Source organism: Streptomyces sp. NPDC085900 (genome assembly GCF_044540925.1).
GTDB classification, from domain to species: Bacteria; Actinomycetota; Actinomycetes; order Streptomycetales; family Streptomycetaceae; genus Streptomyces; species Streptomyces gilvifuscus.
Genome location: NZ_JBITSP010000004.1, coordinates 438,559 through 464,173, shown reverse-complemented (window position 1 = coordinate 464,173; position 25,615 = coordinate 438,559). Strand labels below are relative to the sequence as shown.

Annotated in this window: 22 protein-coding genes and 1 pseudogene; 14 read left to right on the top strand and 9 right to left on the bottom strand. The window is 71.9% G+C overall.

Features of this window, described 5'->3' with window-relative positions; all coding sequences use genetic code 11:
- Positions 1-4: 4 nt before the first annotated feature.
- Positions 5-730, bottom strand: a complete 726-nt coding sequence (locus tag ACIGDI_RS16210; RefSeq protein ID WP_399896375.1) for a MerR family transcriptional regulator — start codon at positions 728-730, stop codon at positions 5-7.
- A 217-nt stretch (positions 731-947) separates the two neighbouring features.
- Here ACIGDI_RS16210 and ACIGDI_RS16205 point away from each other — a divergent pair, with 217 nt between their 5' ends.
- Genes ACIGDI_RS16205 through ACIGDI_RS16195 form a run of 3 tightly spaced genes read left to right on the top strand, consistent with a single transcriptional unit; the run spans position 948 to position 3,844 of the window.
- Positions 948-2,414, top strand: a complete 1,467-nt coding sequence (locus ACIGDI_RS16205) for an amino acid permease (protein ID WP_399896374.1) — start codon at positions 948-950, stop codon at positions 2,412-2,414.
- Positions 2,415-2,456: 42 nt separating this feature from the next.
- A complete protein-coding gene (locus ACIGDI_RS16200) occupies positions 2,457-2,945 on the top strand; it encodes a macro domain-containing protein (protein WP_399896371.1) in 489 nt (162 codons plus the stop codon).
- On the top strand, positions 2,942-3,844 hold the full coding sequence (locus tag ACIGDI_RS16195; protein ID WP_399896367.1) for an adenosine kinase: 903 nt from the start codon (positions 2,942-2,944) through the stop codon (positions 3,842-3,844). The genes ACIGDI_RS16200 and ACIGDI_RS16195 overlap by 4 nt, the downstream gene beginning before the upstream one ends.
- A gap of 15 nt (positions 3,845-3,859) precedes the next feature.
- Here ACIGDI_RS16195 and ACIGDI_RS16190 read toward each other — a convergent pair whose 3' ends face one another.
- The gene (locus ACIGDI_RS16190; RefSeq protein ID WP_399896364.1) at positions 3,860-5,347 is read right to left on the bottom strand and encodes a M1 family metallopeptidase; all 1,488 of its coding nucleotides are present in this window, start codon (positions 5,345-5,347) and stop codon (positions 3,860-3,862) included.
- 201 nt (positions 5,348-5,548) lie between these two features.
- On the opposite strand from ACIGDI_RS16190, the gene ACIGDI_RS16185 reads away from it, so the two are divergent.
- Positions 5,549-7,510 carry a Xaa-Pro dipeptidyl-peptidase gene (locus ACIGDI_RS16185; RefSeq protein WP_399896361.1) on the top strand — a complete coding sequence of 654 codons (1,962 nt, stop codon included), beginning with the start codon at positions 5,549-5,551 and terminating at the stop codon, positions 7,508-7,510.
- Between the two features lie 16 nt (positions 7,511-7,526).
- Here the strand turns inward: ACIGDI_RS16185 and ACIGDI_RS16180 are convergent, their stop codons facing one another.
- Positions 7,527-8,483 (bottom strand): NAD(P)/FAD-dependent oxidoreductase, encoded by a 957-nt coding sequence (locus ACIGDI_RS16180; protein WP_399896358.1) that lies wholly within the window; start codon positions 8,481-8,483, stop codon positions 7,527-7,529.
- Positions 8,484-8,549: 66 nt separating this feature from the next.
- Between ACIGDI_RS16180 and ACIGDI_RS16175 the strand changes: the two genes are divergently transcribed.
- Together ACIGDI_RS16175 and ACIGDI_RS16170 are read left to right on the top strand one after the other, a co-directional pair.
- Positions 8,550-9,572 carry an oxidoreductase gene (locus ACIGDI_RS16175; protein ID WP_399896355.1) on the top strand — a complete coding sequence of 341 codons (1,023 nt, stop codon included), beginning with the start codon at positions 8,550-8,552 and terminating at the stop codon, positions 9,570-9,572.
- 37 nt (positions 9,573-9,609) lie between these two features.
- Entirely contained in the window at positions 9,610-11,250 is a 1,641-nt protein-coding gene (locus ACIGDI_RS16170) for an ABC-F family ATP-binding cassette domain-containing protein (protein ID WP_399896352.1), read from the top strand.
- Positions 11,251-11,343: 93 nt separating this feature from the next.
- Here ACIGDI_RS16170 and ACIGDI_RS16165 read toward each other — a convergent pair whose 3' ends face one another.
- On the bottom strand, positions 11,344-13,734 hold the full coding sequence (locus ACIGDI_RS16165; RefSeq protein ID WP_399896349.1) for a Tex family protein: 2,391 nt from the start codon (positions 13,732-13,734) through the stop codon (positions 11,344-11,346).
- A 101-nt stretch (positions 13,735-13,835) separates the two neighbouring features.
- On the bottom strand, positions 13,836-13,967 hold the full coding sequence (locus ACIGDI_RS16160; protein WP_260844787.1) for an LPFR motif small protein: 132 nt from the start codon (positions 13,965-13,967) through the stop codon (positions 13,836-13,838).
- 139 nt (positions 13,968-14,106) lie between these two features.
- Between ACIGDI_RS16160 and ACIGDI_RS16155 the strand changes: the two genes are divergently transcribed.
- Both ACIGDI_RS16155 and ACIGDI_RS16150 read left to right on the top strand, forming a co-directional pair.
- The gene (locus ACIGDI_RS16155) at positions 14,107-15,060 is read left to right on the top strand and encodes a GlxA family transcriptional regulator (protein WP_399896346.1); all 954 of its coding nucleotides are present in this window, start codon (positions 14,107-14,109) and stop codon (positions 15,058-15,060) included.
- Between the two features lie 34 nt (positions 15,061-15,094).
- Positions 15,095-15,745, top strand: a pseudogene (locus ACIGDI_RS16150) (DJ-1/PfpI family protein).
- On the opposite strand, the gene ACIGDI_RS16145 reads toward ACIGDI_RS16150, so the two are convergent.
- On the bottom strand, positions 15,717-16,472 hold the full coding sequence (locus tag ACIGDI_RS16145) for an enoyl-CoA hydratase/isomerase family protein (RefSeq protein WP_399896343.1): 756 nt from the start codon (positions 16,470-16,472) through the stop codon (positions 15,717-15,719). The pseudogene ACIGDI_RS16150 and the gene ACIGDI_RS16145 overlap by 29 nt on opposite strands.
- 224 nt (positions 16,473-16,696) lie before the next feature.
- Between ACIGDI_RS16145 and ACIGDI_RS16140 the strand changes: the two genes are divergently transcribed.
- Positions 16,697-17,206 (top strand): ATP-binding protein, encoded by a 510-nt coding sequence (locus ACIGDI_RS16140; protein WP_399897641.1) that lies wholly within the window; start codon positions 16,697-16,699, stop codon positions 17,204-17,206.
- 3 nt (positions 17,207-17,209) lie between these two features.
- Here ACIGDI_RS16140 and idi read toward each other — a convergent pair whose 3' ends face one another.
- The 3 genes from idi to galE all read right to left on the bottom strand — a co-directional run bounded on the left by idi (position 17,210) and on the right by galE (position 20,102).
- Positions 17,210-17,803 carry an isopentenyl-diphosphate Delta-isomerase gene (idi, locus tag ACIGDI_RS16135; protein WP_399896340.1) on the bottom strand — a complete coding sequence of 198 codons (594 nt, stop codon included), beginning with the start codon at positions 17,801-17,803 and terminating at the stop codon, positions 17,210-17,212.
- A gap of 254 nt (positions 17,804-18,057) precedes the next feature.
- Positions 18,058-18,999 carry a cation diffusion facilitator family transporter gene (locus tag ACIGDI_RS16130; RefSeq protein ID WP_399896337.1) on the bottom strand — a complete coding sequence of 314 codons (942 nt, stop codon included), beginning with the start codon at positions 18,997-18,999 and terminating at the stop codon, positions 18,058-18,060.
- 134 nt (positions 19,000-19,133) lie between these two features.
- Entirely contained in the window at positions 19,134-20,102 is a 969-nt protein-coding gene (gene galE / locus ACIGDI_RS16125; RefSeq protein WP_399896334.1) for a UDP-glucose 4-epimerase GalE, read from the bottom strand.
- A 279-nt stretch (positions 20,103-20,381) separates the two neighbouring features.
- On the opposite strand from galE, the gene ACIGDI_RS16120 reads away from it, so the two are divergent.
- Genes ACIGDI_RS16120 through ACIGDI_RS16100 form a run of 5 tightly spaced genes read left to right on the top strand, consistent with a single transcriptional unit; the run spans position 20,382 to position 25,602 of the window.
- Positions 20,382-22,169 carry a DUF5941 domain-containing protein gene (locus ACIGDI_RS16120; RefSeq protein WP_399896331.1) on the top strand — a complete coding sequence of 596 codons (1,788 nt, stop codon included), beginning with the start codon at positions 20,382-20,384 and terminating at the stop codon, positions 22,167-22,169.
- Complete coding sequence (locus tag ACIGDI_RS16115; RefSeq protein ID WP_272174306.1) at positions 22,166-22,918, top strand: phosphocholine cytidylyltransferase family protein; 753 nt, start codon at positions 22,166-22,168, stop codon at positions 22,916-22,918. The genes ACIGDI_RS16120 and ACIGDI_RS16115 overlap by 4 nt, the downstream gene beginning before the upstream one ends.
- Positions 22,906-23,967, top strand: coding sequence for an iron-containing alcohol dehydrogenase family protein (locus ACIGDI_RS16110; protein WP_399896327.1), 1,062 nt, complete (start codon positions 22,906-22,908; stop codon positions 23,965-23,967). The genes ACIGDI_RS16115 and ACIGDI_RS16110 overlap by 13 nt, the downstream gene beginning before the upstream one ends.
- A complete protein-coding gene (locus ACIGDI_RS16105) occupies positions 23,945-24,724 on the top strand; it encodes a CDP-alcohol phosphatidyltransferase family protein (RefSeq protein WP_399896324.1) in 780 nt (259 codons plus the stop codon). Before ACIGDI_RS16110 ends, ACIGDI_RS16105 begins: the two co-directional genes overlap by 23 nt.
- A gap of 5 nt (positions 24,725-24,729) precedes the next feature.
- Positions 24,730-25,602, top strand: a complete 873-nt coding sequence (locus tag ACIGDI_RS16100; protein WP_399897637.1) for a glycosyltransferase family 2 protein — start codon at positions 24,730-24,732, stop codon at positions 25,600-25,602.
- Positions 25,603-25,615 lie beyond the last annotated feature (13 nt).

The window sequence follows — 25,615 nt, the reverse complement described above, 5'->3', positions numbered from 1 at the left end:
GGTGTCAGGCGGGGCGGCCCTCCTCCGGGCCGGTCAGCCACTGGTGCACCTCTTCCCGCAGCGACCGCTGGAACGTGGTCAGCAGCGCCTGCACCACGATGGGCTGCATGTGCGCGGACAGGGACTTCACGTCCTCCTCGGCCCGCTCGGACACCTCGCTGCGAAACAGCCGCGACAACTCGCGGGCCGCCGCCCGGGAGTGCTCGATCATCACCTCGCGCGCCGCGAGGATCGCCTCCTGGGACAGCGGTACGTCGAGGAGCCGCACGGCGAGCCGCAGCAGCCCCGAGTCCACCCGGAAGGCGTCCCCCTCGGGCCGCACGATGCCCATCGCGGTGAGCCGCTCGACGTCCTCCTCGCTCAGCGCCCGCCCCGCCCGGCGCCGCAGCTCCTGCGGAGTCACCGTCTCCACGGTGTCCGGCGCCCAGGACGCCACGACGGCCCGGTGGATCGCCAGGTCGTGGTGGCTCAGGTCCGCCGGCAGCTGCTCCATGTAGCGCTCGATCGCCGCCAGCGTCATGCCCTGGTGCTGCAGCTCCTCGATCAGGTTCAGCCGGGCCAGGTGCCCGGGCCCGTAGTGGCCGACCCGGCGCGGACCGATCACCGGCGGCGGGATGAGCCCTTTCGTGCCGTAGAACCGGACGGTGCGGACCGTGATGCCGGCCCGCGCGGCCAGCTCGTCGATCGTGAGCGTCGGCTCCCCGGTGGCGCTGTCGGTGTCGGTCGTCATGTGCAGCAGTATCGCTGTCACACCAGTACTGCGAAACCTCGGCAGCCCGGCGTCCGGGTCGGCCGGAAAGCGCCGCCGTGTGATCCACGCCATCGCATGCGCCCCGGCGGCCGGGGAAGGCGCGGCGTTGGCCGGCGTCTCGACCGAGCGTGCCGACCGCGTACGTCCGCAAGAGCCGAGCGCGACCCGCTCGGGCGACCAGAGAGTGGATCGATCCGTGAGCAAGGACGCCGTGACCACGGCAACGGCCGCACCCCGCACCGACGCGGCCCCGACGCCCGCGGACGCGGGCGACGCCGGCTACAGCAAGGACCTCAAGCACCGCCACGTCAACATGATCGCCATCGGCGGCGCGATCGGCACCGGCCTCTTCCTCGGCGCCGGCGGACGCCTCCACGACGCGGGCCCGGCGCTCGCGCTGGCCTACCTGGTCTGCGGCGTCTTCGCGTTCTTCGTCGTCCGTGCCCTGGGCGAGCTGGTCCTCTACCGCCCCTCCTCCGGTTCCTTCGTGTCGTACGCGCGCGAGTTCCTCGGCGAGAAGGGCGCGTACGTCGCCGGCTGGATGTACTTCCTGAACTGGTCGACGACCGGCATCGCCGATATCACCGCGATCGCGCTCTACACGCACTACTGGAGCATGTTCACGAGCATCCCGCAGTGGGTGCTCGCGCTGATCGCCCTGGCCGTCGTGCTGGCCGTGAACCTCATCTCGGTGAAGATCTTCGGCGAGATGGAGTTCTGGTTCGCGATCGTCAAGGTCGCCACGCTCGTCGGCTTCATGCTCATCGGCATCTTCCTGCTGGCCACGCAGCACGAGGTGGGCGGGCACACGCCGGGCCCGAGCGTGATCGGCGACCACGGCGGCGTCTTCCCGCACGGCGTCATGCCGGTCGTCCTCGTCATGCAGGGCGTGATCTTCGCGTACGCCGCCCTCGAACTGGTCGGCGTCGCCGCCGGCGAGACGGCCGAACCGGAGAAGGTGGTCCCGCGCGCGGTGAACTCCATCATGTGGCGCGTCGCCCTCTTCTACGTCGGCTCGGTCGTCCTTCTCGCGCTGCTCCTGCCCGGCACGGCGTACTCGGCCGACGAGAGCCCCTTCGTCACGGTCCTGTCGAAGATCGGCGTCTCGGGCGCGGGCGACGTGATGAACCTGGTCGTCCTCACCGCCGCCATGTCCTCCCTGAACTCGGGCCTGTACTCCACGGGCCGCATCCTGCGCTCCATGGCGGCGGCGGGCTCGGCGCCGAGGTTCACCGCCCGCATGAACCGCAGCCAGGTCCCCTACGGCGGCATCCTGCTCACCTGCGCGGTCTGCGTGCTCGGCGTCGGCCTCAACTACCTCATGCCCGCGCAGGCCTTCGAGATCGTGCTGAACGTCGCGTCGCTGGGCGTCGTGTCGACCTGGGTGATCATCATGATCTGCCACCTGGTCTTCGTCCGCCGCGCGAAGGCCGGCCGGCTCAGCCGACCCTCCTTCCGCCTCCCCGGCAGCCCCGTCACGGAGCTGACCACGATCGCCTTCCTCCTCGCCGTCCTCTGCCTGATGTGGAACGACCCCGAGATCGGCCGCAAGACCCTCCTCCTCATCCCGGTGATCGCCGCAATGCTCACCGCTGGCTGGTTCGGCGCCCGCCGCAGGGCCGCCCGCAACGCGGACCGAGCCCCGGAGAACCAGCCGAAGTAGCAGGCCAGGGTCGCTGTCAGTGGCATCGCCTACGGTGGCGTCATGTCGGAGATCGTCTACATCCGGGGTGATGCCACCGCGCCGTCGGTGAAGGGCGTCAAGGTGATCGCCCACGTCTGCAACGACCTCGAGGGATGGGGCAAGGGCTTCGTGGTGGCGGTGTCGCGTCGCTGGCCGGAACCGGAGGCGGCGTACCGCGCCTGGCACCGGGACCGTGCGGCGAACGACTTCGGGCTGGGCGCGATCCAGTGCGTCCAGGTCGAGCCGTATGTGTGGGTGGCCAACATGATCGGCCAGCGCGGGATCAGAACGGGCAGCAAGGGGGTCCCCGTCCGCTACGAGGCGATCGACCTGGCCCTCGGCGGACTGGCGGAGAAGGCCCTGGAGCTGGGAGCCTCCGTCCACATGCCCCGGATAGGGTGCGGTCTGGCAGGTGGCACGTGGTCCCGTGTCGAGCCGCTGATCCTGCGGCGGCTGGTGGAGCGGGGTGTCGCCGTCACCGTCTACGACCATGGGGAGGCCGGAACGTGAGTCGCGAGAACGACGTGCTCGTGCTGGGTGGGGCCGGTGTGGACACCATCGTGTACGTGCCGGAGCTGCCGCTGCCGTACGCGGACAGTTACATGATCGAGCGGGGCATCCGCACCCGCGCCGGGCAGACCGGCGACTTCGTGGCGCTCGGGCTCGCCGCGCTGGGCCTGCGCGTGCACCACCTCGACATGCTCGGCGACGACCCCGAGGGCGACCTGGTCCGTGCCCTGCACGAGGACCACGGCATCCCGCTGACGGCGGTCCCGCAGCCCGCCGGGACCAAACGCGCCGTCAACCTCGTCGGCCCCGACGGGCGCCGGCTGTCCCTGTACGACTCCAGCCGCACCCGGAGCACGGACCGCCTCCCGGAGGACCTGGTCCGCGAGCTGGCCACGGCGAGCCGGCACGCGCACGTGTCCATCACCCAGCCGTGCGCCGAGGCCCTGCCCGTGCTGCGCGAGACCGGCGTGACCCTCTCCACCGACCTGCACGACTGGGACGGCGAGAACCCGTACCACCAGGCGTTCGCCGACGCCGCCGACATCGTCTTCCTCTCCGCCACCGCCCTCACCGACCCGGAGCGGACCATGCGGAGGATCACCGAGCGGGGCCGCGCCGAGGTGGTCGTGGCGATGGCCGGGGCGAAGGGCGCGTACCTCTTCGCCGACGACGAGCTCACCCACGTACCGCCCGTGGCGCCGCCCTCGCCGGTGGTCGACTCCAACGGCGCGGGCGACGCCTTCGTCTCCGCCTTCCTCCACGGCTGGCTCAACCGCGAGACCCCCCGACGCTGCGCCCTGTACGGCACCGTCGCCGGCGCCCACGCCTGCACGGTCCCCTCGACGCGGACGGAGCCGATCGGCCGGCAGGAGCTGCTCGCCGGGGCGGCCGAGTTGTAGAAGGCGGAGGCGGCTTTAGTGCACGTCGTTCGTCGCCGCGATCTTCTTCCACGACTTCGGCTGCGCGACCGTACCCGCCTTGCCGGCGATCGCCGCCCCCCGTGCCGCGGGCGCCGCGGGCTTCGTCGGCTGGAACAGCCATGTGTCGAACAGCGCCGACAACGACTTCCCGGACACCCTCTCGGCGTACGCCCGGAAGTCGGCGACCGAGGCGTTGCCGTACGCGTGCTCCTGCGGCCAGCCCTTCAGAATGGCGAAGAACGCATCGTCACCGACCTCGTTGCGCAGCGCCTGGATGGCCAGCGCCCCCCGGTCGTATACGGCGATGTCGAACTGGTCGTCCGGTCCGGGATCCCCCGGCTTCACCGTCCAGAACGCGTCGTCGGCCGGATGCGAGGCGTACACGTAGTCGGCGAGCTCCTGCGTCGTGCCCTCGCCCTCGTGCTCGGACCACAGCCACTGCGCGTACCGCGCGAAGCCCTCGTTGATCCAGATGTCCTTCCAGCCCTTGAGCGACACACTGTCGCCGTACCACTGGTGGGCCAGCTCATGGACGACCACGGACGTGTTGGAGCCGTTGGCGAACTGCTTCGGGCTGTAGTACACGCGGGTCTGCGTCTCCAGCGCGTACCCGGTGGTCGTGTCGGGCACGTACCCGCCGGCCGAGGCGAACGGGTACGGCCCGAAGTAGCCGCTCAGCCAGTCCACGAGCTCACCGGTGCGCTCCACGCTCGCCCGCGCGGCCCCGTCGTTGTCGCCGAGGTCCTTGCTGTAGGCGTTGACGACCGGCACGCCACCCTCCGAGGTGCCGGTCGTGATGTCGAACTTCCCGACGGCCAGCGTGGTCAGATAGGTCGCCTGCGGCTTGTTCTCCCGCCAGCTGTACCGGGTCCAGCCCAGCTTCGAACTCGTCGACTGCAGCGTGCCGTTGGAGATCGCCTGGGTGCCGTCCGGCACGGCCACCGACACGTCGTAAGTGGCCTTGTCGAGCGGGTGGTCGTTGCTCGGGTACCACCACCAGGCCGCCTCGGGCTCGTCGGCCGCGACCGCCCCGTCCGGGGTGCGGTGCCAGGTGTTGAAGCCGTACGCGCTCTTCGTGGACGGCACCCCGCTGTAGCGGACGACCACGGTGACCGGCGTGCCCTTGGGCAGCGGCGTCTTCGGCGTGACCACCAGCTCGTGCTGGCCGGAAGTGGTGAAGGAGGCCACCGCGCCGTTGACCCGCACCTCGCTCACGTCCAGCAGGAAGTCCAGGTCGAAGCTCGACAGGTCCTGTGTCGTCCTCGCCAGGATCGTCGCCGTGCCCTCCAACTCGTCGGTCGCGGGCTGGTACTTCAGGCGCAGGTCGTAGTGGGAGACGTCGTAGCCGCCATTGCCGTAGTTCGGGTAGTAGGGGTCGCCGATACCCGGAGCGCCGGGGGAGAAGCTCGCGGCCGATGCCGGGATCGCCAGCAACAGGGAGGCCGCGGCGAGTGCGCCCGGCGCCAGGATTCTGCGGTGCACGGAAGACTCCAAGTCGTAGGGGGGCGAAGTCTGTTGGGAGCCTATTCAGTCCCTGTGGCTTCGCATGTGTCCACAGCCTCCCCTGTCACACGATCGCCATTCGGCCTTCATGAACCGACCGGACCGTAGGCCCCCACGCGTCACCCTCGTCGCCGACGCGCCTTCTTTTGCACGGCAGTTGACCGATGTAGCGTCCCGCGCATGCCGACACGCACGCGCTTCACGACCTGGAGACCGCTCGCGACGGTGATCGTCGCCGTCCTCATGGCCGCCTTCCTCACCCCGGCGGTGGCCCACGGCGCCCCCCGCGAGAGCAGGCCCGTCTACTCGTACACGAACGCCATCCGCGAGGCCGTATGGGTGGACACCGGACTCGACGGCGACGGCGACGGGAAGACCGACCGCGTCGCCGCCGACATCGTCCGCCCCCGCGAACCCGCCCGGCAGCACCGCAAGATCCCCGTCATCATGGACGCCAGCCCCTACTACTCCTGCTGCGGCCGCGGCAACGAGAGCCAGAAGAAGACCTACGACGCGAACGGCGACGTCGTCCAGATGCCGCTGTTCTACGACAACTACTTCGTCCCCCGGGGCTACGCCTTCGTCGGCGTCGACCTCGCCGGCACCAACCGCTCCGACGGCTGTGTGGACGTCGGCGGCCGCTCCGACATCCGGTCCGCCAAGGCCGTAATCGACTGGCTCAACGGACGCGCCAGGGCGTACACCACCCGGACCGGAAACGTGCGCGCCACGGCGACCTGGACCAACGGCAGAACCGGCATGATCGGCAAGAGCTGGGACGCCACCATCGCCAACGGCGTCGCCGCCACCGGCGTCAAGGGCCTGAGGACGATCGTCCCGATCAGCGGCATCTCCTCCTGGTACGACTACTACTTCCAGCAGGGCGCGGACCTCTACGACTCCGGCCCGGACTGGCTGAGCGACTACGTCGACAGCCCCGACGCCCGCGCCCGGTGCGCCGCCGTCCAGCGGAAGATCGTCGACGGCGCCCCGCGCACCGGCGACTGGACGCCGTTCTGGACCGAGCGCGACTACGTCAAGGACGCCGCCAAGGTGCGGGCCAGCGTCTTCCTGGTCCACGGCATGCAGGACCTCAACGTCCGCACCAAGCACTTCGGCCAGTGGTGGGACGCCCTCGCCCGGCACGGTGTCGAGCGCAAGATCTGGCTCTCCCAGACCGGTCACGTCGACCCGTTCGACTACCGGCGCGGCGCCTGGGTCGACACCCTGCACCGCTGGTTCGACCACGAACTCCTCGGCTACGACAACGGCATCGACCGCGAACCCATGGCCGACGTCGAACGCCACCCCGACCAGTGGGTCACCTCCAAGGTCTGGCCGCCGCGGGGCACCGCCACCACCACGCTGCGCCCGGCCGGGGGCACCCAGGACGGCGTCGGCACCCTCGGTCTCACCCCCGGCTCCGGCACCGAGACCTTCACCGACGACCCGAGCCACAGCGAGACCGACTGGGCCGCGCACATCGACACGCCGACGTCCGACAAGGCCGGCTTCGTCACCCGGCCCCTCACCCACGACCTGCGCCTGTCCGGCTCGTCCAAGGTGACGATCACCGCGACCCCGACCACCGCGACGGCCCACCTCTCCGCCGTCCTGGTCGACCTCGGCCCCGACACCATCCGCGACTACGCCGACGCCGCCGAGGGCATCACCACCCTCACCGACCGCAGCTGCTGGGGGGCGAGCACCTCGGGCGACAGCGCCTGCTTCAAGAACACCGCGGCGAAGACGGCCGACGTCGACCAGACCGTGTTCAGCCGCGGCTGGGCCGACCTCGGCACCTACGCCTCTCCCGGCAAGGGCGTCCCGCTCACCCCGGGCAAGGCGTACACCATCACCGTCGACCTCGCGGCCACCGACCACGTCGTCCCGGCCGGCCACCGACTCGCCCTGATCGTCGCGGGCACCGACAAGGACCTCATCGACCCGCCCGCCGACAAACCCACGCTCACCCTGGACCTCTCCCGCACCTCGGCCCGCGTCCCGCTCCTCGGCGGCGTCCCGGCCTTCGCGCGGGCGACGTCCGGTACGGCACCCGCGTCCCCGCCGGTCACCCGCCCGTCCGGCGTCGGCGAACCGAGCGGCGCACAGCGCGTTCCCGGGGACACCGGCCTCGGGTGATCCCGCGACCCACGGGTCAGGCGGCCGGGCCCACCAGCCCGGCCGCCTCCTCCGCGCAACCCCAGGCAACCGTCACGCCGCCTCCGCCATGACCGTAGTTGTGCACCAACACCCGCCCGTCCGGCAGCAGTTCGCGCTCCAGCCGCACCGCGTGACGGGCCGGCCGCAGGCCCACCCGGTGCGCCAGCACCCGAGCGCCCGCGATCTCGGGCCGCAGCGCCGCACACCGTCGTACGATTGCCTCGGCCACCGCGGGATCCGGCTCCGTGGACCACACGTCCTCCTCGTCGGTCCCGCCCAGCACCAGCCGCCCCGGCTGCGGGAAGAAGTACGCCATCTCCCCGTCGGCGCCGGTGGAGACGAGCCAGGTACGGATCCCCGGGTTCTCCACCACGACCAACTGCCCGCGCACGGGCCGTACCGCGGCATCCGGCACCAGCTCCCGCGCGCCCAGACCGGTGCAGTTGACCACGACGGGCGCGTCCGCCTCCGCGAGGCCGCCGACCGCCCGCTCCTCGACCACGCCGCCCGCCCGCACCAACCGCTCCCGCAGCCACGGCAGATGGGCCGCCATGTCGATCAGCGGCAGCCGCGCCCACAGTCCCGAGCCCGCGTACTCCTCGGCCGTGGACGCCCGCAGCCCCGGCAGCCGGGCGGCGGCCCACGCCACCTTCTCGTCCAGGGCGGTCTCGCCCATTACGCCTTCGACCATCCGTACGCCGGTCACCTCCGGCCGCGACGCGAGCTCCTCGTACACGTCCAGCGACCGCAGCGCCCACGCGCGCGCCGCCGCGGCCGGGCGGATGCGGTACGGCCACCACAGCGCGCCCGCGACCACCGAGGTGGTCCGCTCGACCGGATCGCGCGTCCACACCCGCACCCGCAGCCCGCGCTCGGCGAGGACGACGGCGGTCGAGAGCCCGATGACCCCGCCGCCCACCACCACGACATCGTTGTTCGATCCACTCTCCACGCCCGGACCGTAGCGGAATGTCCCATGCCGTGCGCAGACCGCCCCCGCTGCGGGAATACTCACAGCATGTCTGCCGAGTACGCGACCTTCGGCCTGGCACCGGCGATGCGTGCCGGTGGACTCCTCGCCAACGGTGACTACCAGGTGCACCGGGACTTCGTGGACTTCCTCGTCGACGGGCGCCCGCTGCTGTTCCAGCTCTCCGACCTCGACGCAGTCTCCCCGCTCGCCTCCGACGTCCCGCCCGCGATCTTCACCGAGCAGGTCCGCGGGCTGCTCCTGGAGACGGGCGCCCCGCTGCCCGACGGCCGGCACGTCATCTACGGCTGCCCCGAGTGCGCCGACCTCGCGTGCGGCGCGGTCACCGCGGTCATCGACCGGGACGGCGAGGACTTCGTCTGGCGGGACTTCGCCTGGCAGACCGACGACCGAGCCGACCTGGAACTCAACGGCTACCACGGCATAGGGCCGTTCCGGTTCCGCGGCACCGAGTACCGCGCCGCGCTGGCCGCCCTCCTCGACGGCGAGACCCCGTCCGAGCGCCGCCGCGTCCTGCTCATCGGCGCCCGCGTCGCCCTCCTCGCCAAGCTCGCCGCCGCCCTGCGCACCATCGGCATCGGCGCCGACATCGCCCACGACGCGCACGGCGTGCCCGCCGACGAACTGCGCGCCTACGGCGCCGTCGCCTTCGGCCGCGCGATCACCCAGGAGGAACGTGCCGCGGTACGCCGTTCCTTCGAACAGGCCGGCCTCGACGTGGCGTACGTCGAAGGGCTCGCCCCGATCGTGCCCCTCCTGGTCGCCCAGATCGAACACGCCCTGGACCGCAGCCCCGCCGAACAGCGCCGCCTCACCCGGCTGGTGGCGGCCGACGGCGAGGCCGGCGTCGAGGTCACCTCGCCCTGCCGGGTGCGCCTGACCGCGTACCGCCTCGACCGCCTGTACCGCACCCACACCCACGAGGTCTTCGACGGCGTCCTCGAACCGGGCCGCCACCGCATCGCCCTGGACGCCAAGGCGAGGAAGGGGGAGTCCTACGTCGTGGCCCGGACGGCCGGGAGCGTGCTGGTGGAGGCGATGACACCCTGACCGCCACCGCGCCGTGACGGTTAGGATCGACGACCTGATGACTGCCACCCTCGTCGCCAAGAACCTCGCCGCCGGACACGGCGACCGCGCCCTCTTCTCCGGGCTGGACCTCGTCGTCGCGCCCGGCGACGTGATCGGACTGGTCGGCGCCAACGGCGCGGGCAAGTCCACCCTGCTGAAGATGCTCGCGGGACTCCTCGCCCCGGAGGAGGGCGAGCTCAGGCTCTCCCCGCCGACGGCGACCGTCGGCCACCTCCCGCAGGAACCGGAGCGGCGCCCGGGGGAGACCGTCCGTGAGTTCCTCGCCCGCCGCACCGGCGTCGCCGAGGCCCAGCGTGAGATGGACGAGGCCACCCAGGCGCTGGTCGACGGCGCGCCCGGCGCCGACGACGCCTACGCGACGAGCCTGGAGCGCTGGCTCGACCTCGGCGGCGCGGACCTGGAGGAGCGGGCCGAGGAGATCACCGACTCCTTGGGCCTCGCCGTCGACCTCGACCAGCCGATGACGTCCCTGTCCGGCGGGCAGGCGGCACGGGCGGGCCTGGCCTCCCTCCTGCTGTCCCGCTACGACGTCTTCCTCCTCGACGAGCCGACCAACGACCTCGACCTGGACGGCCTGGAGCGCCTCGAACGCTTCGTCGGCGGCCTGCGCGCGGGCACCGTCGTCGTCAGCCACGACCGCGAGTTCCTCACCCGCACGGTCACCAAGGTCCTCGAACTCGACCTCGCCCAGCAGCAGATCACCCTCTACGGCGGCGGCTACGCGGCCTACCTGGAGGAACGCGAGGTCGCCCGCCGGCACGCCCGCGAGGACTTCGAGGAGTACGCCGACAAGCGCGCCGCCCTCCAGGACCGGGCCCAGATGCAGCGCTCCTGGATGGACAAGGGCGTCAAGAACGCGCGCCGCAAGGCGGCCAACGACAACGACAAGATCGGCCGCAAGTTCCGCAGCGAGGCCAGCGAGAAGCAGGCTGCCAAGGCCCGCCAGACCCAGCGCATGATCGAGCGCCTGGACGTCGTCGACGAGCCCCGCAAGGAGTGGGAACTGCGCATGGAGATCGCCTCGGCCCCCCGCTCGGGAGCCGTCGTGGCCACCCTGCGCGACGCCGAGGTACGGCGCGGCGGTTTCACCCTCGGCCCGGTCTCCCTGCAGATCGACTGGGCGGACCGGGTCGCGGTGACCGGCGCCAACGGCTCGGGCAAGTCGACCCTGCTCGCCGCCCTGCTCGGCCGCGTCCCCCTCGACGCGGGTGCGGCCGCCCTCGGCTCCGGCGTCCTGGTGGGCGAGGTCGACCAGGCCCGCAAGCTGTTCCACGGCACCGAGGCCCTGCTGGACGCGTTCTGCGCCGCCGTGCCCGACACCGAGCCGGTCGAAGTCCGCACCCTGCTGGCCAAGTTCGGCCTGAAGTCGGACCACGTCCTGCGCCCGGCGGGGACCCTGTCACCCGGCGAACGCACCCGCGCCGCTCTGGCGCTGCTCCAGGGCCGCGGCGTCAACCTGCTCGTCCTGGACGAGCCGACCAACCACCTCGACCTGCCGGCCATCGAGCAACTGGAGTCCGCACTCGACTCCTACGAGGGCACCCTCCTCCTCGTCACCCACGACCGCCGCATGCTGGACGCGGTCCACGTCACCCGCCGCCTGGAGGTCGCGGACGGCAAGGTGACCGAGCGCTGACGCACCCGCGAGACCGGGCGCGCAACTGAATCGTCCGGTCGCCGCTGTGCGCCCGGAAGCGGGCCGGAGCCGCTCGGCCCCGGCCCGCCGCGGTCAGCGCTTCTTCTGGTCCAGCAGGCCGGCCCGCCGCAGGGCGTCCGCCATCGCGCTGTTGGCCGGGGGTGCGGCGGCCTGGCGGTTGCCGCCGCCCTGGCGTCCGCCGCCGCCCTGGCGCTGCTGCTGTTGCCGCTGCTGAGGCGGACGCCCGCCGCGCTGCCGGCGTTCGCCGCCACCGCCCTGCTGGGCCTGCGGGGCGGCCTCGTCGTCGAGCCGCAGTGTCAGCGAGATCCGCTTGCGCGGGATGTCGACGTCCAGCACCTTCACCTTGACGATGTCGCCGGGCTTCACCACGTCCCGCGGGTCCTTGACGAACGTCTTCGACATCGCCGAGACGTGCACCAGGCCGTCCTGGTGCACACCGACGTCCACGAAGGCCCCGAAGGCGGCCACGTTGGTGACCACGCCCTCCAGGACCATCCCGGAGGCGAGATCGGAGATCTTCTCGACGCCCTCCTTGAAGGTGGCCGTCTTGAACGCGGGCCGAGGGTCGCGCCCCGGCTTCTCCAGCTCCTTGAGGATGTCGGTGACGGTCGGCAGTCCGAACGTCTCGTCCACGAAGTCGTCCGGCCGCAGCGAGCGCAGGACGCCCGTGTTGCCGATGAGGGACGCGACCTCCTGACCGGACGTCTTCACCATGCGCCGCACCACCGGGTACGCCTCCGGGTGCACGCTGGAGGCGTCGAGCGGGTCGTGGCCGCCGCGGATGCGCAGGAAGCCCGCGCACTGCTCGTACGCCTTGGGGCCGAGCCGGGCCACCTTCTTCAGCTCCGTACGGGACTTGAACGGCCCGTTGGAGTCGCGGTGCGCGACGATGTTCTCGGCGAGACCGGAGGTGATGCCGGAGACCCGCGCGAGCAGCGGCGCCGAGGCGGTGTTGACGTCGACGCCCACGCCGTTCACGCAGTCCTCCACCACCGCGTCCAGCGAGCGCGACAGCTTCACCTCGGACAGGTCGTGCTGGTACTGGCCGACGCCGATCGACTTGGGGTCGATCTTCACCAGCTCGGCGAGCGGGTCCTGCAGCCGGCGCGCGATCGACACGGCGCCGCGCAGCGACACGTCCATGTCGGGCAGCTCCTGCGAGGCGAACGCGGACGCCGAGTACACGGAGGCGCCGGCCTCGGAGACCATCACCTTGGTGAGCTTCAACTCGGGGTGCTTGGTGATGAGTTCACCGGCGAGCTTGTCGGTCTCGCGGGACGCCGTGCCGTTGCCGATCGCGATCAGCTCGACCGCGTGCTCCTTGGCCAGCCGGGCCAGCTTGGCGATCGCCTCGTCCCACTTGTTGGCGGGCACGTGCGGGTAGATGACGTCCGTCGCGACCACCTTGCCGGTAGCGTCGACCACAGCGACCTTGACGCCCGTGCGGAACCCGGGGTCCAGGCCCAGCGTGGCGCGCGTGCCGGCCGGGGCGGCGAGCAGCAGGTCGCGCAGGTTGGCGGCGAACACCTGGACGGCGTCGTCCTCGGCGGCCGTCCGCAGCCGCAGCCGGAGATCGATGCCGAGGTGCACGAGGATGCGGGTGCGCCAGGCCCAACGGACCGTGTCCGTCAGCCACTTGTCGGCGGCCCGGCCCCGGGCGGCGATGCCGAACCTCGACGCGACGATCCCCTCGTACGACGAGGGTCCCTCGGTCGGCTCCTCCGGCTCCAGGACGAGGTCGAGGACCTCCTCCTTCTCGCCGCGCAGCATCGCCAGGACGCGGTGCGAGGGCAGCTCGGTGAACGGCTCCGAGAAGTCGAAGTAGTCGGCGAACTTGGCGCCCGCCTCCTCCTTGCCCTCACGCACCTTGGCGGCGAGCCGCCCGCGCACCCACATGCGCTCGCGCAGCTCCCCGATGAGATCGGCGTCCTCCGCGAACCGCTCGGTCAGGATCGCCCGGGCGCCGTCGAGGGCGGCCTGCGGGTCGGCGACGCCCTTGTCGGCGTCGACGAACGCGGCCGCCGCGGCGAGGGGCTCGACCGTCGGGTCGGCCAACAGCCCCTCGGCCAGCGGCTCCAGCCCCGCCTCACGCGCGATCTGCGCCTTGGTGCGCCGCTTGGGCTTGAACGGCAGGTAGATGTCCTCCAGGCGGGCCTTGGTCTCCGCGCCCCGGATCCGCGCCTCCAGCCCCTCGGTGAGCTTGCCCTGCTCGCGCACCGAGTCGAGGATCGCGGTCCGCCGCTCCTCCAGCTCCCGCAGGTAGCGCAGCCGCTCCTCGATCGTGCGCAGCTGCGCGTCGTCGAGCATCTCGGTCGCTTCCTTGCGGTAGCGGGCGATGAAGGGCACCGTCGAACCGCCGTCGAGCAGCTCCACGGCAGCCCTGACCTGCCGCTCCCGTACGCCGAGCTCCTCGGCGATCCTGCCTTCGATGGACCCTGCTGCCAGGGACCCGGGTGTGGTCACGATCCCGTACCGCCTTCTCACTGAGGTTGCGCGGCAATTGTGGCAGGTGACACCGACACTCGGGGATCAGGGCGGCTTCGGCGGGCCGGGACGCGCGGGGGTCAGGCCCGGTGACCGCGTGCGGAACCGGAGGCTCCGCCGAAGAGTCGGGCCAGGGCCCGGAAGGGCAACGTCACGACGGTGGCGATCGCGCCACCGATCTGGCGCAGTACGTCGGCTATCGCACGGAACACAACTTCCCCTTTCCTCACCCGGCCGCGACGACCGGGAGCCTTCGGGTACCCCGGCCTGCGCGGATTCCACCTCGGCATGGCAGGAAAGGTGGGGTGCTCGTCATTGCGGTCATCGCGGGGGCCGCCAAGGATGGAAGACATGCGAACCGTGCTGGTCGTCCTCTTCGACGACGTGCAGAGCCTCGACGTCTCGGGCCCGGTGGAGGTCTTCAACGGCGCCGAGCGGCACTGCCCGGGCACCTACCGGATCCGTACCGTGACCGCGGACGGCGGGCAGGCGCGCACGTCCAGCGGCCTCACCCTCGTACCCGACCACTCCTTCGCGAACGCACCGGCCGCGCACACCCTGCTGGTCCCGGGCGGCGAGGGCACCAGGCGGCCCGATCCGGGCCTGGTGGACTGGCTGCGCGAGCACGGGCCCCGGGCCGAGCGGCTGGTCTCCGTGTGCAGCGGTGCGCTGCTGCTTGCCGAGGCGGGACTGCTGGACGGCCGCCGGGTCACCAGCCACTGGTCGGTGTGTGCCCGGCTCGCCCGCGACCACCCGTCCGTCGAGGTCGACCCGGACCCCATCTTCATCCGCGACGGGAACCTCGCCACCTCGGCCGGCGTGACCTCCGGCATCGACCTCGCGCTCGCGCTCGTCGAGGAGGACACCGGCCGTGACATCGCCCTGTCCGTCGCCCGGCACCTGGTGGTCTTCCTGCGGCGGCCCGGGAACCAGGCACAGTTCAGCGCCCAGCTCACCGCGCAGACCGCCCGGCGCGAGCCGCTGCGCGAGGTCCAGCAGTGGATCACCGAGCACCCGGGAGGCGACCTGTCGGTCGACGCGCTGGCCGCCCGCGCCCGCCTCTCGCCCCGCCACTTCGCCCGCGCCTTCCAGACCGAGACCGGCATGACGCCCGGCCGCTACGTCGACCGCGTCCGCCTCGAACACGCCCGGGGCCTGCTGGAGGACACCGCCGACGGCGTCGAGGAGATCTCCCGCGCCTGCGGCTACGGGACCCCGGAGGCGATGCGCCGTGCCTTCGTCCGCACCCTCGGCACCGCACCCGCCGAGTACCGGCGCAGATTCCGTCCCGCACCCGTCCACTGACCGCCCACCGAAGCGACCGGACCAAGGGGGAACCATGCAGATCGCGATCGTCCTCTTCGACGGCTTCACCGCCCTCGACGCCGTGGGACCGTACGAGACACTCGGCCGGCTGCCCGACTCCGAGACCGTGTTCGTCGCCGAACGCACCGGCCCGGTCCGCACCGACAACGCCCACTTGGCGCTCACCGCGGACCGCACCCTGGCCGAGGTGCCGAGCCCCGACGTCGTGGTCGTGCCCGGCGGCCCCGGGCAGACCGGGCAGATGGAGAACGAGGCCCTGCTCGGCTGGATCCGGGCCGCCGACGCCACCAGCACCTGGACGACGTCGGTGTGCACCGGCTCCCTGCTGCTCGCCGCCGCGGGCCTGCTCGAGTAACGCCGGGCCACCTCGCACTGGCTGGCCCTCGACGAGCTGAAGAGGTTCGGCGCCGAGCCGACGGGGGAGCGGGTCGTGACCGACGGCAAGTACGTCACCGCCGCCGGGGTGTCCTCCGGCATCGACATGGGGCTCACCCTGGTGGGCCGGATCGCCGGCGACTTCGTGGCCCAAGCCGTGCAGTTGGGCATCGAGTACGACCCGCAGCCGCCCTACGACGCGGGGGCCCCGCAGAAGGCGCCCGCGGACGTCGTGGAGCTGATGCGCTCGCGTAGCCGGTTCATCCTCGGCCGGGAAGAGCCCAGGTGAACCTCGGCGGGCGGCGCTCCAGGAAGGCGGCGACGCCCTCGGCGGTGTCCCCGCCGGCCCGCATCTGCCGTGTCCAGTGGGCGTCCCGGTCGGTGCGGCCGTCGGCGAACTCCTTGGCGGCGGCCTGCGTGAGCTGGGAGCGGGACACCAGGATCCGGGTGAACTCCGCGACCCGCTTGGCGAGTTCGCCCTCGGGCAGCACCTCGTCCACGAGGCCGGTGCGCAGCGCTCGCCCGGTGTCGATCAACTCGCCGGAGAACAGCAGGTACTTGGCGGTGGCCGGCCCCACCAGCGAGACCAGACGGCGGGTGGAGGAGGCCGGGTAGACGATGCCGAGTTTCGCCGGCGTCACCCCGAACAGCGCGCCCTCCTCGGCGAACCGCAGATCACAGGCGGCGGCCAGCTGCGACCCGCCGCCCACGCAGTGCCCCCGGATCGCGGCCAGTGTCGGCTTGGGGAAGGCGGCCAGCGCCTCCTCGGCCCGCACCGCCAGCCGCTGCGCCTCCTCCGGTGACCCGCGCAGGGTGGAGATGTCGGCGCCGGCGCAGAACGTCCCGCCCTCGCCGGTCAGCACCAGCGCCCGTACGCCCGGGTCGGCGGCGAGGTCGTCGAGCAGCGGCGGCAGGGCCGCCCACATCGCGGCCGTCATGGCGTTGCGCTTGGCCGGATGGTGGATGACGACGGTGGCGACCGCGTCGGTCACGCCGTGCTGCAGCTGGGGCTCCATGGGCCGGATGCTAACCGCCGTGTCCGTCCGCGCCGCAGGCGAGGTGTCGGTACAAAAGAGGACGGGCATGTCGTCGGTCCGGTCGCCGACGAACCCGTAACGCACAAAAAGAGGTCACACGCGCTCGATACCCGCTGACTTCTGTTCAGTCATCCGGGTCGCGGCGGGCGGTTACCAACACTCGACGTGTGGTGACAATCGAGCGCAAGGGTGGCGACCGGACGATGGACAACCACGGGCGCGGGTCAGGCTCGCGCCCAGAGGACGAGGGGCAGGACCCCCTCGATCCCGGGCCGCCGGATCCGCTGCCGTACGAAGGCGTCTGGCGGTTCACCGCTCCCGCCGTCGACGCCTCGGTCCCGCAGGCGCGGCACGCGGTACGGGACCTGCTGTATCGCCAGGGCGTGCCCGTCTCGGACGAGATGGTGCACGGTCTGCTGCTGATCGTCTCGGAGCTGGCCACGAACGCGGTCAAGCACGCGGCGCTGCTGTCGCCGATGCTCGCCGTGGAGGTCGCCGTCGGCGCCGAGTGGGTGCGGGTGTCCGTGGAGGACAACCACCCCTACCGACCCACCGCCCTGGAGGCCGACCACGTGGGCGAGGGCGGCCGGGGGCTGCTCCTCGTCGCCGAGGTCACCCGTGAGGCGGGCGGCGTCTGCGACGTCGCGCACACGGCGAGCGGCGGCAAGGTGATCTGGGCCGCCCTGCCGCTCGAACCCGTGCGTGTGCCGTGACGCTCACCAGCCGGCCGACGGGCCCGTCAGTTCCCGGACCGCCGGGCGGGCGGCGTCCAGCACCGTCATGAACCAGGACGAGAAGGTGTCCTTCTCGTGCCGCTCGGCGAGCTCGGTGGGGGTCACGAAGGCGGTCGCGCCCACCTCCTCCGGGTCGGGCCGCAGCGGGGACTGCACCATGCCGACGAAGAGGTGGTTGTACTCCTGCTCCACCAGGCCCGAGTCCGGGTCCGGGTGGTTGTAGCGGACCGTGCCCGCCTCGGCGAGCAGCGACGGCGAGACACCCAGCTCCTCGAACGTCCGCCGGGCCGCCGCCGCGAAGGGCGCCTCGCCGGGGTAGGGGTGGCCGCAGCAGGTGTTGGACCACACACCGGGGGAGTGGTACTTGCCCAGGGCCCGCTGCTGCAGCAGCAGCCGGCCGTGCTCGTCGAAGAGGAAGACGGAGAAGGCCCGGTGCAGCCGGCCCGGTGGCTGGTGTGCGGCGAGCTTCTCCGCGGTGCCGATCGTGACGCCGTCCTCGTCGACCAGTTCCAGCAGAATCGCGTCTGAGGTGCCGTTCGACGGACTGTGCGTCGCGGTGGCAGGTGTGATCGGCATACCCATCCTTCGCATCGGTCTTCGCGCCCCAAGTGTGCCGCACGAAACCGGCACTCCCGGCACTTCGCGGCACGACCGCATGTCCCGCGCGCGGCGCGGCCCTGTGGCCGTACACCGGTCGGACGCCGGAAAGGGACCCGGTGGTTGATCGTGCCCGGCGCGGTCGGCGGGGAACCGTCCGGGCGGGCTGTGGACTCAAGGGCGCGAGCGCGCGCCGGATCGCCGCGTTCCGCCCCTGGGGCGTCCCACCTGCCTCAATGGCACAGCTTCGCCTCGTGCTCGGCGTGCCCGCTCGGCTCCAGCTGGAAGGTGCAGTGCTCCACGTCGAAGTGGTCGCCGAGGCACTCCTGCAACTCGTGCAGCATCTTCTCGTGGCCGATCGCGCTGAGCACGTCGGAGCGCACGACCACGTGCGCCGACAGCACGGGCATGCCCGAGGTGATGGTCCAGGCGTGCAGGTCGTGGACGTCCTCGACACCGTCCAGGGCGAGGATGTGCGCCCGCACCTCGGTCATGTCGACGTCCTTGGGCGCCGACTCCAGCAGGACGTCCAGGGTCTCGCGCAGCAGCTTCAGGGTGCGCGGCACGATCATCAGGCCGATGACGAGGGACGCGATGGGGTCGGCGGCCTGCCAGCCCGTGGCGAGGATCACCAGCGCGGCGACGATCACCGCGAGCGAGCCCAGCGCGTCCGCCGCGACCTCCAGGAAGGCGCCGCGTACGTTCAGGCTCTCCGCTTGGCCGCGCACCAGCAGCGTGAGGGAGATCATGTTCGCGACCAGGCCGATCGTGCCGAACAGGACGGTCAGTCCGCCCGCGGTGTCGGCCGGGGTGATGAACCGCTGGATCGCCTCGTACAGGATGTAGCCCCCGACGCCGAGCAGCAGCAGGCAGTTGGCCAGCGCGGCGAGGATCTCGGCGCGGGCGTAGCCGAACGTGCGGTTGCCCGTCGCCGGGCGGTTGGCGAAGTGGATGGCGACCAGCGCCATGCCGAGGCCCAGCGCGTCGGTCGCCATGTGCGCGGCGTCCGCGATCAGCGCCAGGGAGTCCGCCAGCACCCCGCCGACGATCTCGAGCACCATGACGGTGAGCGTGATCGACAGCGCGACCCGCAACCGCCCGCGGTACGCCGCCGCCGCCGTGCCGGTGGGCGGGGCGTGCGTGTGCCCGTGCCCGTGATCGTGCCCAGCCCCCATGTCGGCCGCCCTCCTGATTTCCGCCCGGGATCACAGTGAACTACGGGGCGGGGGTACCCGGCAACGCGGCACTGAACACCGTTGTCATGTGCCCTGACCTGCAGAAACAAAGTGCAGGTCAGGAGAGCCTAAGTTCAGCTGGAGCGGTGGTGGAGCCAGCCCTGCCAGGCCGACTCGACCATCTCCCGCACCCCGCGCCGGGCCGTCCAGCCGAGCTCCTCGGCGGCCCGCGCGGCGGAGGCGACGGCGCGCGGAGCGTCGCCGGGACGGCGCCCCTCGACGACCGGAGCACGGCGGTCGCCGGTCACCTCGCCGATGACAGTGATCAGTTCGCGTACGGAGACGCCCTCGCCCCGGCCGATGTTGACCGTCAGATCGCCGCTTGCGCGCGCGTCCAGCGCCCGCGCCGCCGCGAGATGGGCCTCGGCCAGGTCGGCGACGTGAATGTAGTCACGCACGCAGGTGCCGTCCGGCGTCGGATAGTCGTCGCCGAAGATCCGCGGGGCCTCGCCCCGGGTGAGCCGGTCGAAGACCATCGGGACGATGTTGAACACGCCCGTGTCGGCCAGCTCGGGCGCGCCCGCGCCCGCCACGTTGAAGTAGCGCAGGCACACCGTCGTGATGCCGTGCGCCCGCCCGGCCGCCCGGACCAGCCACTCGTCGGCCAGCTTGGTCTCGCCGTACGGGTTCACCGGCAGGCAGGGGGTGGTCTCCGTGATCAGTTCGACGTCCGGGTTGCCGTACACGGCCGCCGAGGAGGAGAGCAGGAACCGTCCGATCCCGGCCCCGGCCACCGCCTCCAGCAGGGTCGCGAGGCCGCCGACGTTCTCCCGGTAGTAACGGGTGGGCTGCGCCACCGACTCGGCGACCTGCTTGCGCGCGGCGAGATGGACGACGCCCGTCACGTCGTACTCGGCGAACACCCGCTTCAGCAGCTGCCCGTCGTACGCCGAACCCTCGACGAGCGGCACGGTGGCCGGCAGCCGCTCGGGGAAGCCGGCCGAGAGGTCGTCCAGCGCGACGACCCCGTACCCGGCGTCGGCCATGAGCCGCGCCACATGCGCCCCGATGTATCCCGCTCCGCCTGTGATCAGCCATGTCATGGTCGCCCACCCTATGTCGGCGCCCACCCGCCATCCCCAATGTCCCGGGATGCCTGATCTGCCCCGCGCGGTTTGTGGGCGGGCCCCCGCATCACCGATGATGATCGCGGCAAAGGCCGGTGGAGACGGTGTTGATCGGCCCGTGAACGGGCGGTGAACGGCTCTCTCCGGGCATCCGATAGCCTCTGCCGACATGCCGCCCGCCTGGTGCTGCCAAGGGGCGCCCCCACCGTGCACATGACCGGCGCCCGCGCGTCGGCACCCAGGGAGTGAGTTCGGTTGTCGACCGCCATCCTCACCGGTCAGCCGGTCCCCGGATCGTCGATCGAGGGCGATCTGCGGTCCCTCGGCTTCGACGTACGGATCGCCTCCGACGCCTCCGACGCCGAGACCCTGCTCGCCCAGGTGCCGGCCGGCCGGCGGGTCGCCGTCGTCGACCCCCGCTTCGTCGGACACCTGCACGCGCTGCGGCTCGGCCTCACCGACCCGCGCTTCGACCTCGCCGCGATCCCGGGCGCGGTCACCGCGCAGCCGGCCGGCCGTCACGCGCTGACCCGCGCGATGGCCCGCGAGAACTCCGTCGGCGGCGGCACCGCACTCGCGGTCGACAGCCTCGCCGACCGTGTCGTCGCCGCCCTGGACGCGGACGGCGCCGGCGTCCACCGCCCCGAACTCGGCAGCCTGGTCGCCGCCGTTCCCGCCGACCCGCAGGCCCGCAACGAGGCACGGCAGGCCGTCGCGGACGTCGACGACGAGGCCGTACGCCTGAAGTCCGCCGTGAAGGCCCGCGACGGCTTCTTCACCACGTTCTTCATCAGCCCCTACTCCCGCTACATCGCCCGCTGGTGCGCCCGCCGCGGCCTGACCCCGAACCAGGTCACCACGGCCTCCCTGCTCACCGCGCTGATCGCGGCGGGCTGCGCGGCCACCGGCACCCGGATCGGCTTCGTCGCCGCCGGCGTCCTGCTGATCGCGTCCTTCGTACTGGACTGCACCGACGGCCAGTTGGCCCGCTACTCGCTGCAGTACTCCACGCTGGGCGCCTGGTTGGACGCCACCTTCGACCGGGCCAAGGAGTACGCGTACTACGCGGGGCTGGCGTTGGGCGCGGCCCGCGGCGGCGACGACGTGTGGGCGCTGGCCCTCGGCGCGATGGTCCTGCAGACCTGCCGGCACGTCGTCGACTTCTCCTTCAACGAGGCCAACCACGACGCGACGGCCAACACCAGCCCCACCGCGGCCCTTTCGGACAAGCTGGACAGCGTCGGCTGGACGGTGTGGGTACGGCGGATGATCGTGCTGCCGATCGGTGAGCGCTGGGCGATGATCGCGGTGCTCACGGCGGTCACCACGCCCCGGATCACCTTCTACGTCCTGCTCGTCGGCTGCGCGTTCGCGGCGACGTACACGACGGCGGGCCGTGTCCTGCGCTCGCTGACCCGCAAGGCACGGCGCACCGACCGGGCCGCGCGGGCGCTGGCGGACCTCGCGGACAACGGACCGCTCGCCTCGCTGGTGGCGCGTGCCACACCCGTCCGCCTCGGCAACCCGCTCCTGGTCGCGGCGGCCGGCACGGTGGTCCTCGCCGTCTCCCTCTTCTCCGGAGTGACCTGGGCGCCCGTCGCCGGAGCCGTCGTCTACACCGTCACCGCCGGTCAGGCCCTGTGCCGCCCTCTCAAGGGCGCCCTGGACTGGCTCGTCCCTCCGCTGTTCCGCGCCGCCGAGTACGGCACCGTCCTGATCCTGGCGGCCCAGGCGGACGTGAACGGGGCCCTTCCAGCGGCTTTCGGCCTGGTGGCGGCCGTCGCCTACCATCACTACGACACGGTGTACCGCATCCGCGGCGACGCCGGAGCGCCCCCGGCCTGGCTGACGCGGGCCATCGGGGGGCACGAAGGACGCACGCTGCTCGTCACCGTCCTGGCCGCGGTGCTCACCGCTTCGCAGTTCAAGGTCGCGCTCACGGTCCTCGCCGTGGCCGTGGCCCTGGTGGTGCTCGTCGAGAGCATCCGCTTCTGGGTGTCCTCCGGGGCCCCCGCCGTACACGATGAAGGAGAACCCGCATGATCGGCCTCGTGCTGGCGGCCGGCGCCGGACGGCGTCTGCGCCCCTACACCGACAGCCTTCCCAAGGCGCTGGTGCCGGTGGGGCCCGCGGGCATAGAGGGCGAACCCACGGTTCTCGACCTGACCCTCGGCAACTTCGCCGAGATCGGGCTGACCGAGGTCGCGGTCATCGTCGGCTACCGCAAGGAGGCCGTGTACGAGCGCAAGGCGGCGCTGGAGGCGAAGTACGGCCTCAAGCTCACCCTCATCGACAACGACAAGGCCGAGGAGTGGAACAACGCCTACTCCCTGTGGTGCGGCCGTGACGCCCTCAAGGACGGCGTGATCCTCGCCAACGGCGACACCGTCCACCCGGTCTCCGTCGAGAAGACGCTGCTCGCGGCGCGCGGCGAGGGCCGTCGCATCATCCTCGCCCTGGACACGGTCAAGAACCTCGCCGACGAGGAGATGAAGGTCGTCGTCGACCCCGCCAAGGGCATGACGAAGATCACCAAGCTGATGGACCCGGCCGAGGCGACCGGCGAGTACATCGGCGTGACGCTCATCGAGGGCGACGCCGCCCCCGAGCTGGCCGACGCCCTCAAGACGGTCTGGGAGACCGACCCGCAGCAGTTCTACGAGCACGGATACCAGGAGCTCGTGAACCGCGGCTTCCGGATCGACGTGGCGCCGATCGGCGACGTCGAGTGGGTCGAGATCGACAACCACGACGATCTCGCCCGTGGACGGGAGATCGCGTGCCGGTACTGACAAGGCTGATTCCCTCGCCGGTCGTCGTGGACATCCGCCCGGGTGCCCTCGACGACCTGGCCTGCGTACTCGCCGACGAACGGATCTCGCAGTCCGGCAAGCTCGCCGTCGCCGTCAGCGGCGGCTCCGGCGCGCGGCTGCGGCAGCGGCTGGAGCCCACGCTGCCCGGCGCCACCTGGTACGAGGTCGGCGGCGGCACGATCGACGACGCGGTGCGGCTGGCGAGCGACATAAAGGCCGGCCGCTTCGACGCCGTCGTCGGGCTCGGCGGCGGCAAGATCATCGACTGCGCCAAGTTCGCGGCGGCCCGGGTCGGCCTCCCGCTGGTCGCGGTCGCCACCAACCTCGCCCACGACGGCCTGTGTTCGCCGGTCGCGACCCTCGACAACGACGCCGGCCGCGGTTCCTACGGCGTGCCGAACCCGATCGCCGTCGTCATCGACCTGAACGTGATCCGCGAGGCCCCCGTGCGCTTCGTGCGCTCCGGAATCGGCGACGCCATCTCCAACATCTCCGCGGTCGCGGACTGGGAGCTGGCCAACCGGGTCAAGGGCGAGAAGATCGACGGCCTCGCCGCCGCCATGGCCCGGCAGGCCGGCGAGGCGGTGCTGCGGCACCCGGGCGGTGTCGGCGACGACAACTTCCTGCAGGTGCTCGCCGAGGCCCTCGTCCTCACCGGTATCGCCATGTCCGTGTCGGGCGACTCCCGCCCGTCCTCCGGCGCCTGCCACGAGATCAACCACGCCTTCGACCTGCTCTACCCGAAGCGGGCGGCCGCCCACGGCGAGCAGTGCGGCCTCGGCGCAGCCTTCGCGATGTACCTGCGCGGCGCGCACGAGGAGTCGGCGTACATGGCCGAGGTGCTGCGCCGGCACGGGCTGCCGGTGCTGCCGGAGGAGATCGGCTTCACGGTGAACGAGTTCGTCCGGGCCGTGGAGTTCGCTCCGCAGACCCGGCCCGGCCGCTACACCATCCTGGAACACCTCGACCTGAAAACCCACCAGATCAAGGACACATACGCCGACTATGTCAAGGCCATCGGTAGCTGAACTCCGTCCGGTCGTCCACCCCGCGGGGGTGAAGGACCGGCGCAGCGGTGAGCACTGGATGGGACGCCTCTACATGCGTGAGGTGTCCCTGCGGGTCGACCGCTACCTGGTGAACACCAGGGTCACGCCCAACCAGCTCACGTACCTGATGACCGTCTTCGGCGTGCTCGCGGCCCCGGCACTGCTCGTGCCGGGGATCCCGGGCGCCGTGCTCGGCGTCGTCTGCGTCCAGATGTACCTGCTCCTGGACTGCGTCGACGGCGAGATCGCACGCTGGAAGAAGCAGTACTCGCTCAACGGCGTCTACCTGGACCGGGTCGGCGCCTACCTCACCGACGCCGCCGTGCTCGTCGGCTTCGGGCTGCGCGCCGCCGATCTGTTCGGCAGCGGCCGTGTCGACTGGCTGTGGGCGTTCCTCGGCACGCTGGCCGGGCTCGGCGCCATCCTGATCAAGGCCGAGACGGACCTGGTCGGCGTGGCCCGGCACCAGGCGGGCAAGCCCCCGGTGCAGGAGTCCGCAGCCGAGATGCGCTCCTCCGGCATGGCCCTGGCGCGCCGGGCCGCGGCGATGCTGAAGTTCCACCGGCTCATCCTCGGCATAGAGGCGTCCCTGCTGATCCTGGTGCTGGCGATCGCCGACCAGGCGCGCGGCGACCTGTTCTTCACCCGGCTCGGCGTGGCCGTACTGGCCGGCATCGCCCTGCTGCAGACCCTGCTGCACCTCGTGTCCATCCTCGCCTCCAGTAGGCTGAAGTGAGCGGCATGAAGGTCGGTGCGGTGATCATCACCATGGGCAACCGCCCCGACGAGCTCCGCGCCCTGCTCGACTCGGTCGCCAAGCAGGACGGCGACCGCGTCGAGGTGGTCGTGGTCGGCAACGGCTCACCCGTGCCGGACGTCCCCGAGGGCGTCCGCACGATCGAGCTGCCCGAAAACCTCGGCATCCCCGGTGGCCGCAACGTCGGCATCGAGGCCTTCGGCCCCAGCGGCCGCGACGTCGACATATTGCTGTTCCTCGACGACGACGGCCTGCTGGCCAACCACGACACCGCCGAACTGTGCCGCCGGGCCTTCGAGGCCGACCCCCAGCTCGGCATCATCAGCTTCCGCATCGCCGACCCCGACACCGGTGTCACCCAGCGCCGCCACGTCCCGCGCCTGAACGCCAAGGACCCGATGCGCTCCTCCCGGGTCACGACCTTCCTCGGCGGCGCCAACGCCGTCCGCACCCAGGTCTTCGCCGAAGTCGGCGGCCTGCCGGACGAATTCTTCTACGCGCACGAGGAAACCGACCTTGCATGGCGGGCCCTCGACGCGGGCTGGATGATCGACTACCGGTCCGACATGGTGCTGTTCCACCCCACGACCGCGCCCTCGCGGCACGCGGTCTACCACCGCATGGTCGCCCGCAACCGCGTCTGGCTGGCCCGCCGCAACCTCCCCGCGCCGCTCGTCCCGGTCTACCTCGGGGTCTGGCTGCTGCTCACCCTCGTCCGCCGCCCCTCGCGGCCCGCCCTGAAGGCGTGGTTCGGCGGGTTCCGGGAAGGCTGGGCCACCGCGTGCGGGCCGCGCAGGCCGATGAAGTGGCGTACCGTGTGGCGGCTGACCCGACTGGGCCGGCCCCCTGTGATCTGACAAGCTCGTTCCT

Bases quoted from the DNA above. Each gene is read 5' to 3' on its own strand.
- ACIGDI_RS16210 (WP_399896375.1), bottom strand. From the start codon at position 730: ATGACGACCGACACCGACAGCGCCACCGGGGAGCCGACGCTCACGATC.
- ACIGDI_RS16200 (WP_399896371.1), top strand. From the start codon at position 2,457: ATGTCGGAGATCGTCTACATCCGGGGTGATGCCACCGCGCCGTCGGTG.
- ACIGDI_RS16185 (WP_399896361.1), top strand. From the start codon at position 5,549: ATGCCGACACGCACGCGCTTCACGACCTGGAGACCGCTCGCGACGGTG.
- ACIGDI_RS16175 (WP_399896355.1), top strand. From the start codon at position 8,550: ATGTCTGCCGAGTACGCGACCTTCGGCCTGGCACCGGCGATGCGTGCC.
- ACIGDI_RS16170 (WP_399896352.1), top strand. From the start codon at position 9,610: ATGACTGCCACCCTCGTCGCCAAGAACCTCGCCGCCGGACACGGCGAC.
- ACIGDI_RS16155 (WP_399896346.1), top strand. From the start codon at position 14,107: ATGCGAACCGTGCTGGTCGTCCTCTTCGACGACGTGCAGAGCCTCGAC.
- ACIGDI_RS16145 (WP_399896343.1), bottom strand. From the start codon at position 16,472: ATGGAGCCCCAGCTGCAGCACGGCGTGACCGACGCGGTCGCCACCGTC.
- ACIGDI_RS16140 (WP_399897641.1), top strand. From the start codon at position 16,697: ATGGACAACCACGGGCGCGGGTCAGGCTCGCGCCCAGAGGACGAGGGG.
- idi (WP_399896340.1), bottom strand. From the start codon at position 17,803: ATGCCGATCACACCTGCCACCGCGACGCACAGTCCGTCGAACGGCACC.
- ACIGDI_RS16130 (WP_399896337.1), bottom strand. From the start codon at position 18,999: ATGGGGGCTGGGCACGATCACGGGCACGGGCACACGCACGCCCCGCCC.
- galE (WP_399896334.1), bottom strand. From the start codon at position 20,102: ATGACATGGCTGATCACAGGCGGAGCGGGATACATCGGGGCGCATGTG.
- ACIGDI_RS16115 (WP_272174306.1), top strand. From the start codon at position 22,166: ATGATCGGCCTCGTGCTGGCGGCCGGCGCCGGACGGCGTCTGCGCCCC.
- ACIGDI_RS16105 (WP_399896324.1), top strand. From the start codon at position 23,945: ATGTCAAGGCCATCGGTAGCTGAACTCCGTCCGGTCGTCCACCCCGCG.
- ACIGDI_RS16100 (WP_399897637.1), top strand. From the start codon at position 24,730: ATGAAGGTCGGTGCGGTGATCATCACCATGGGCAACCGCCCCGACGAG.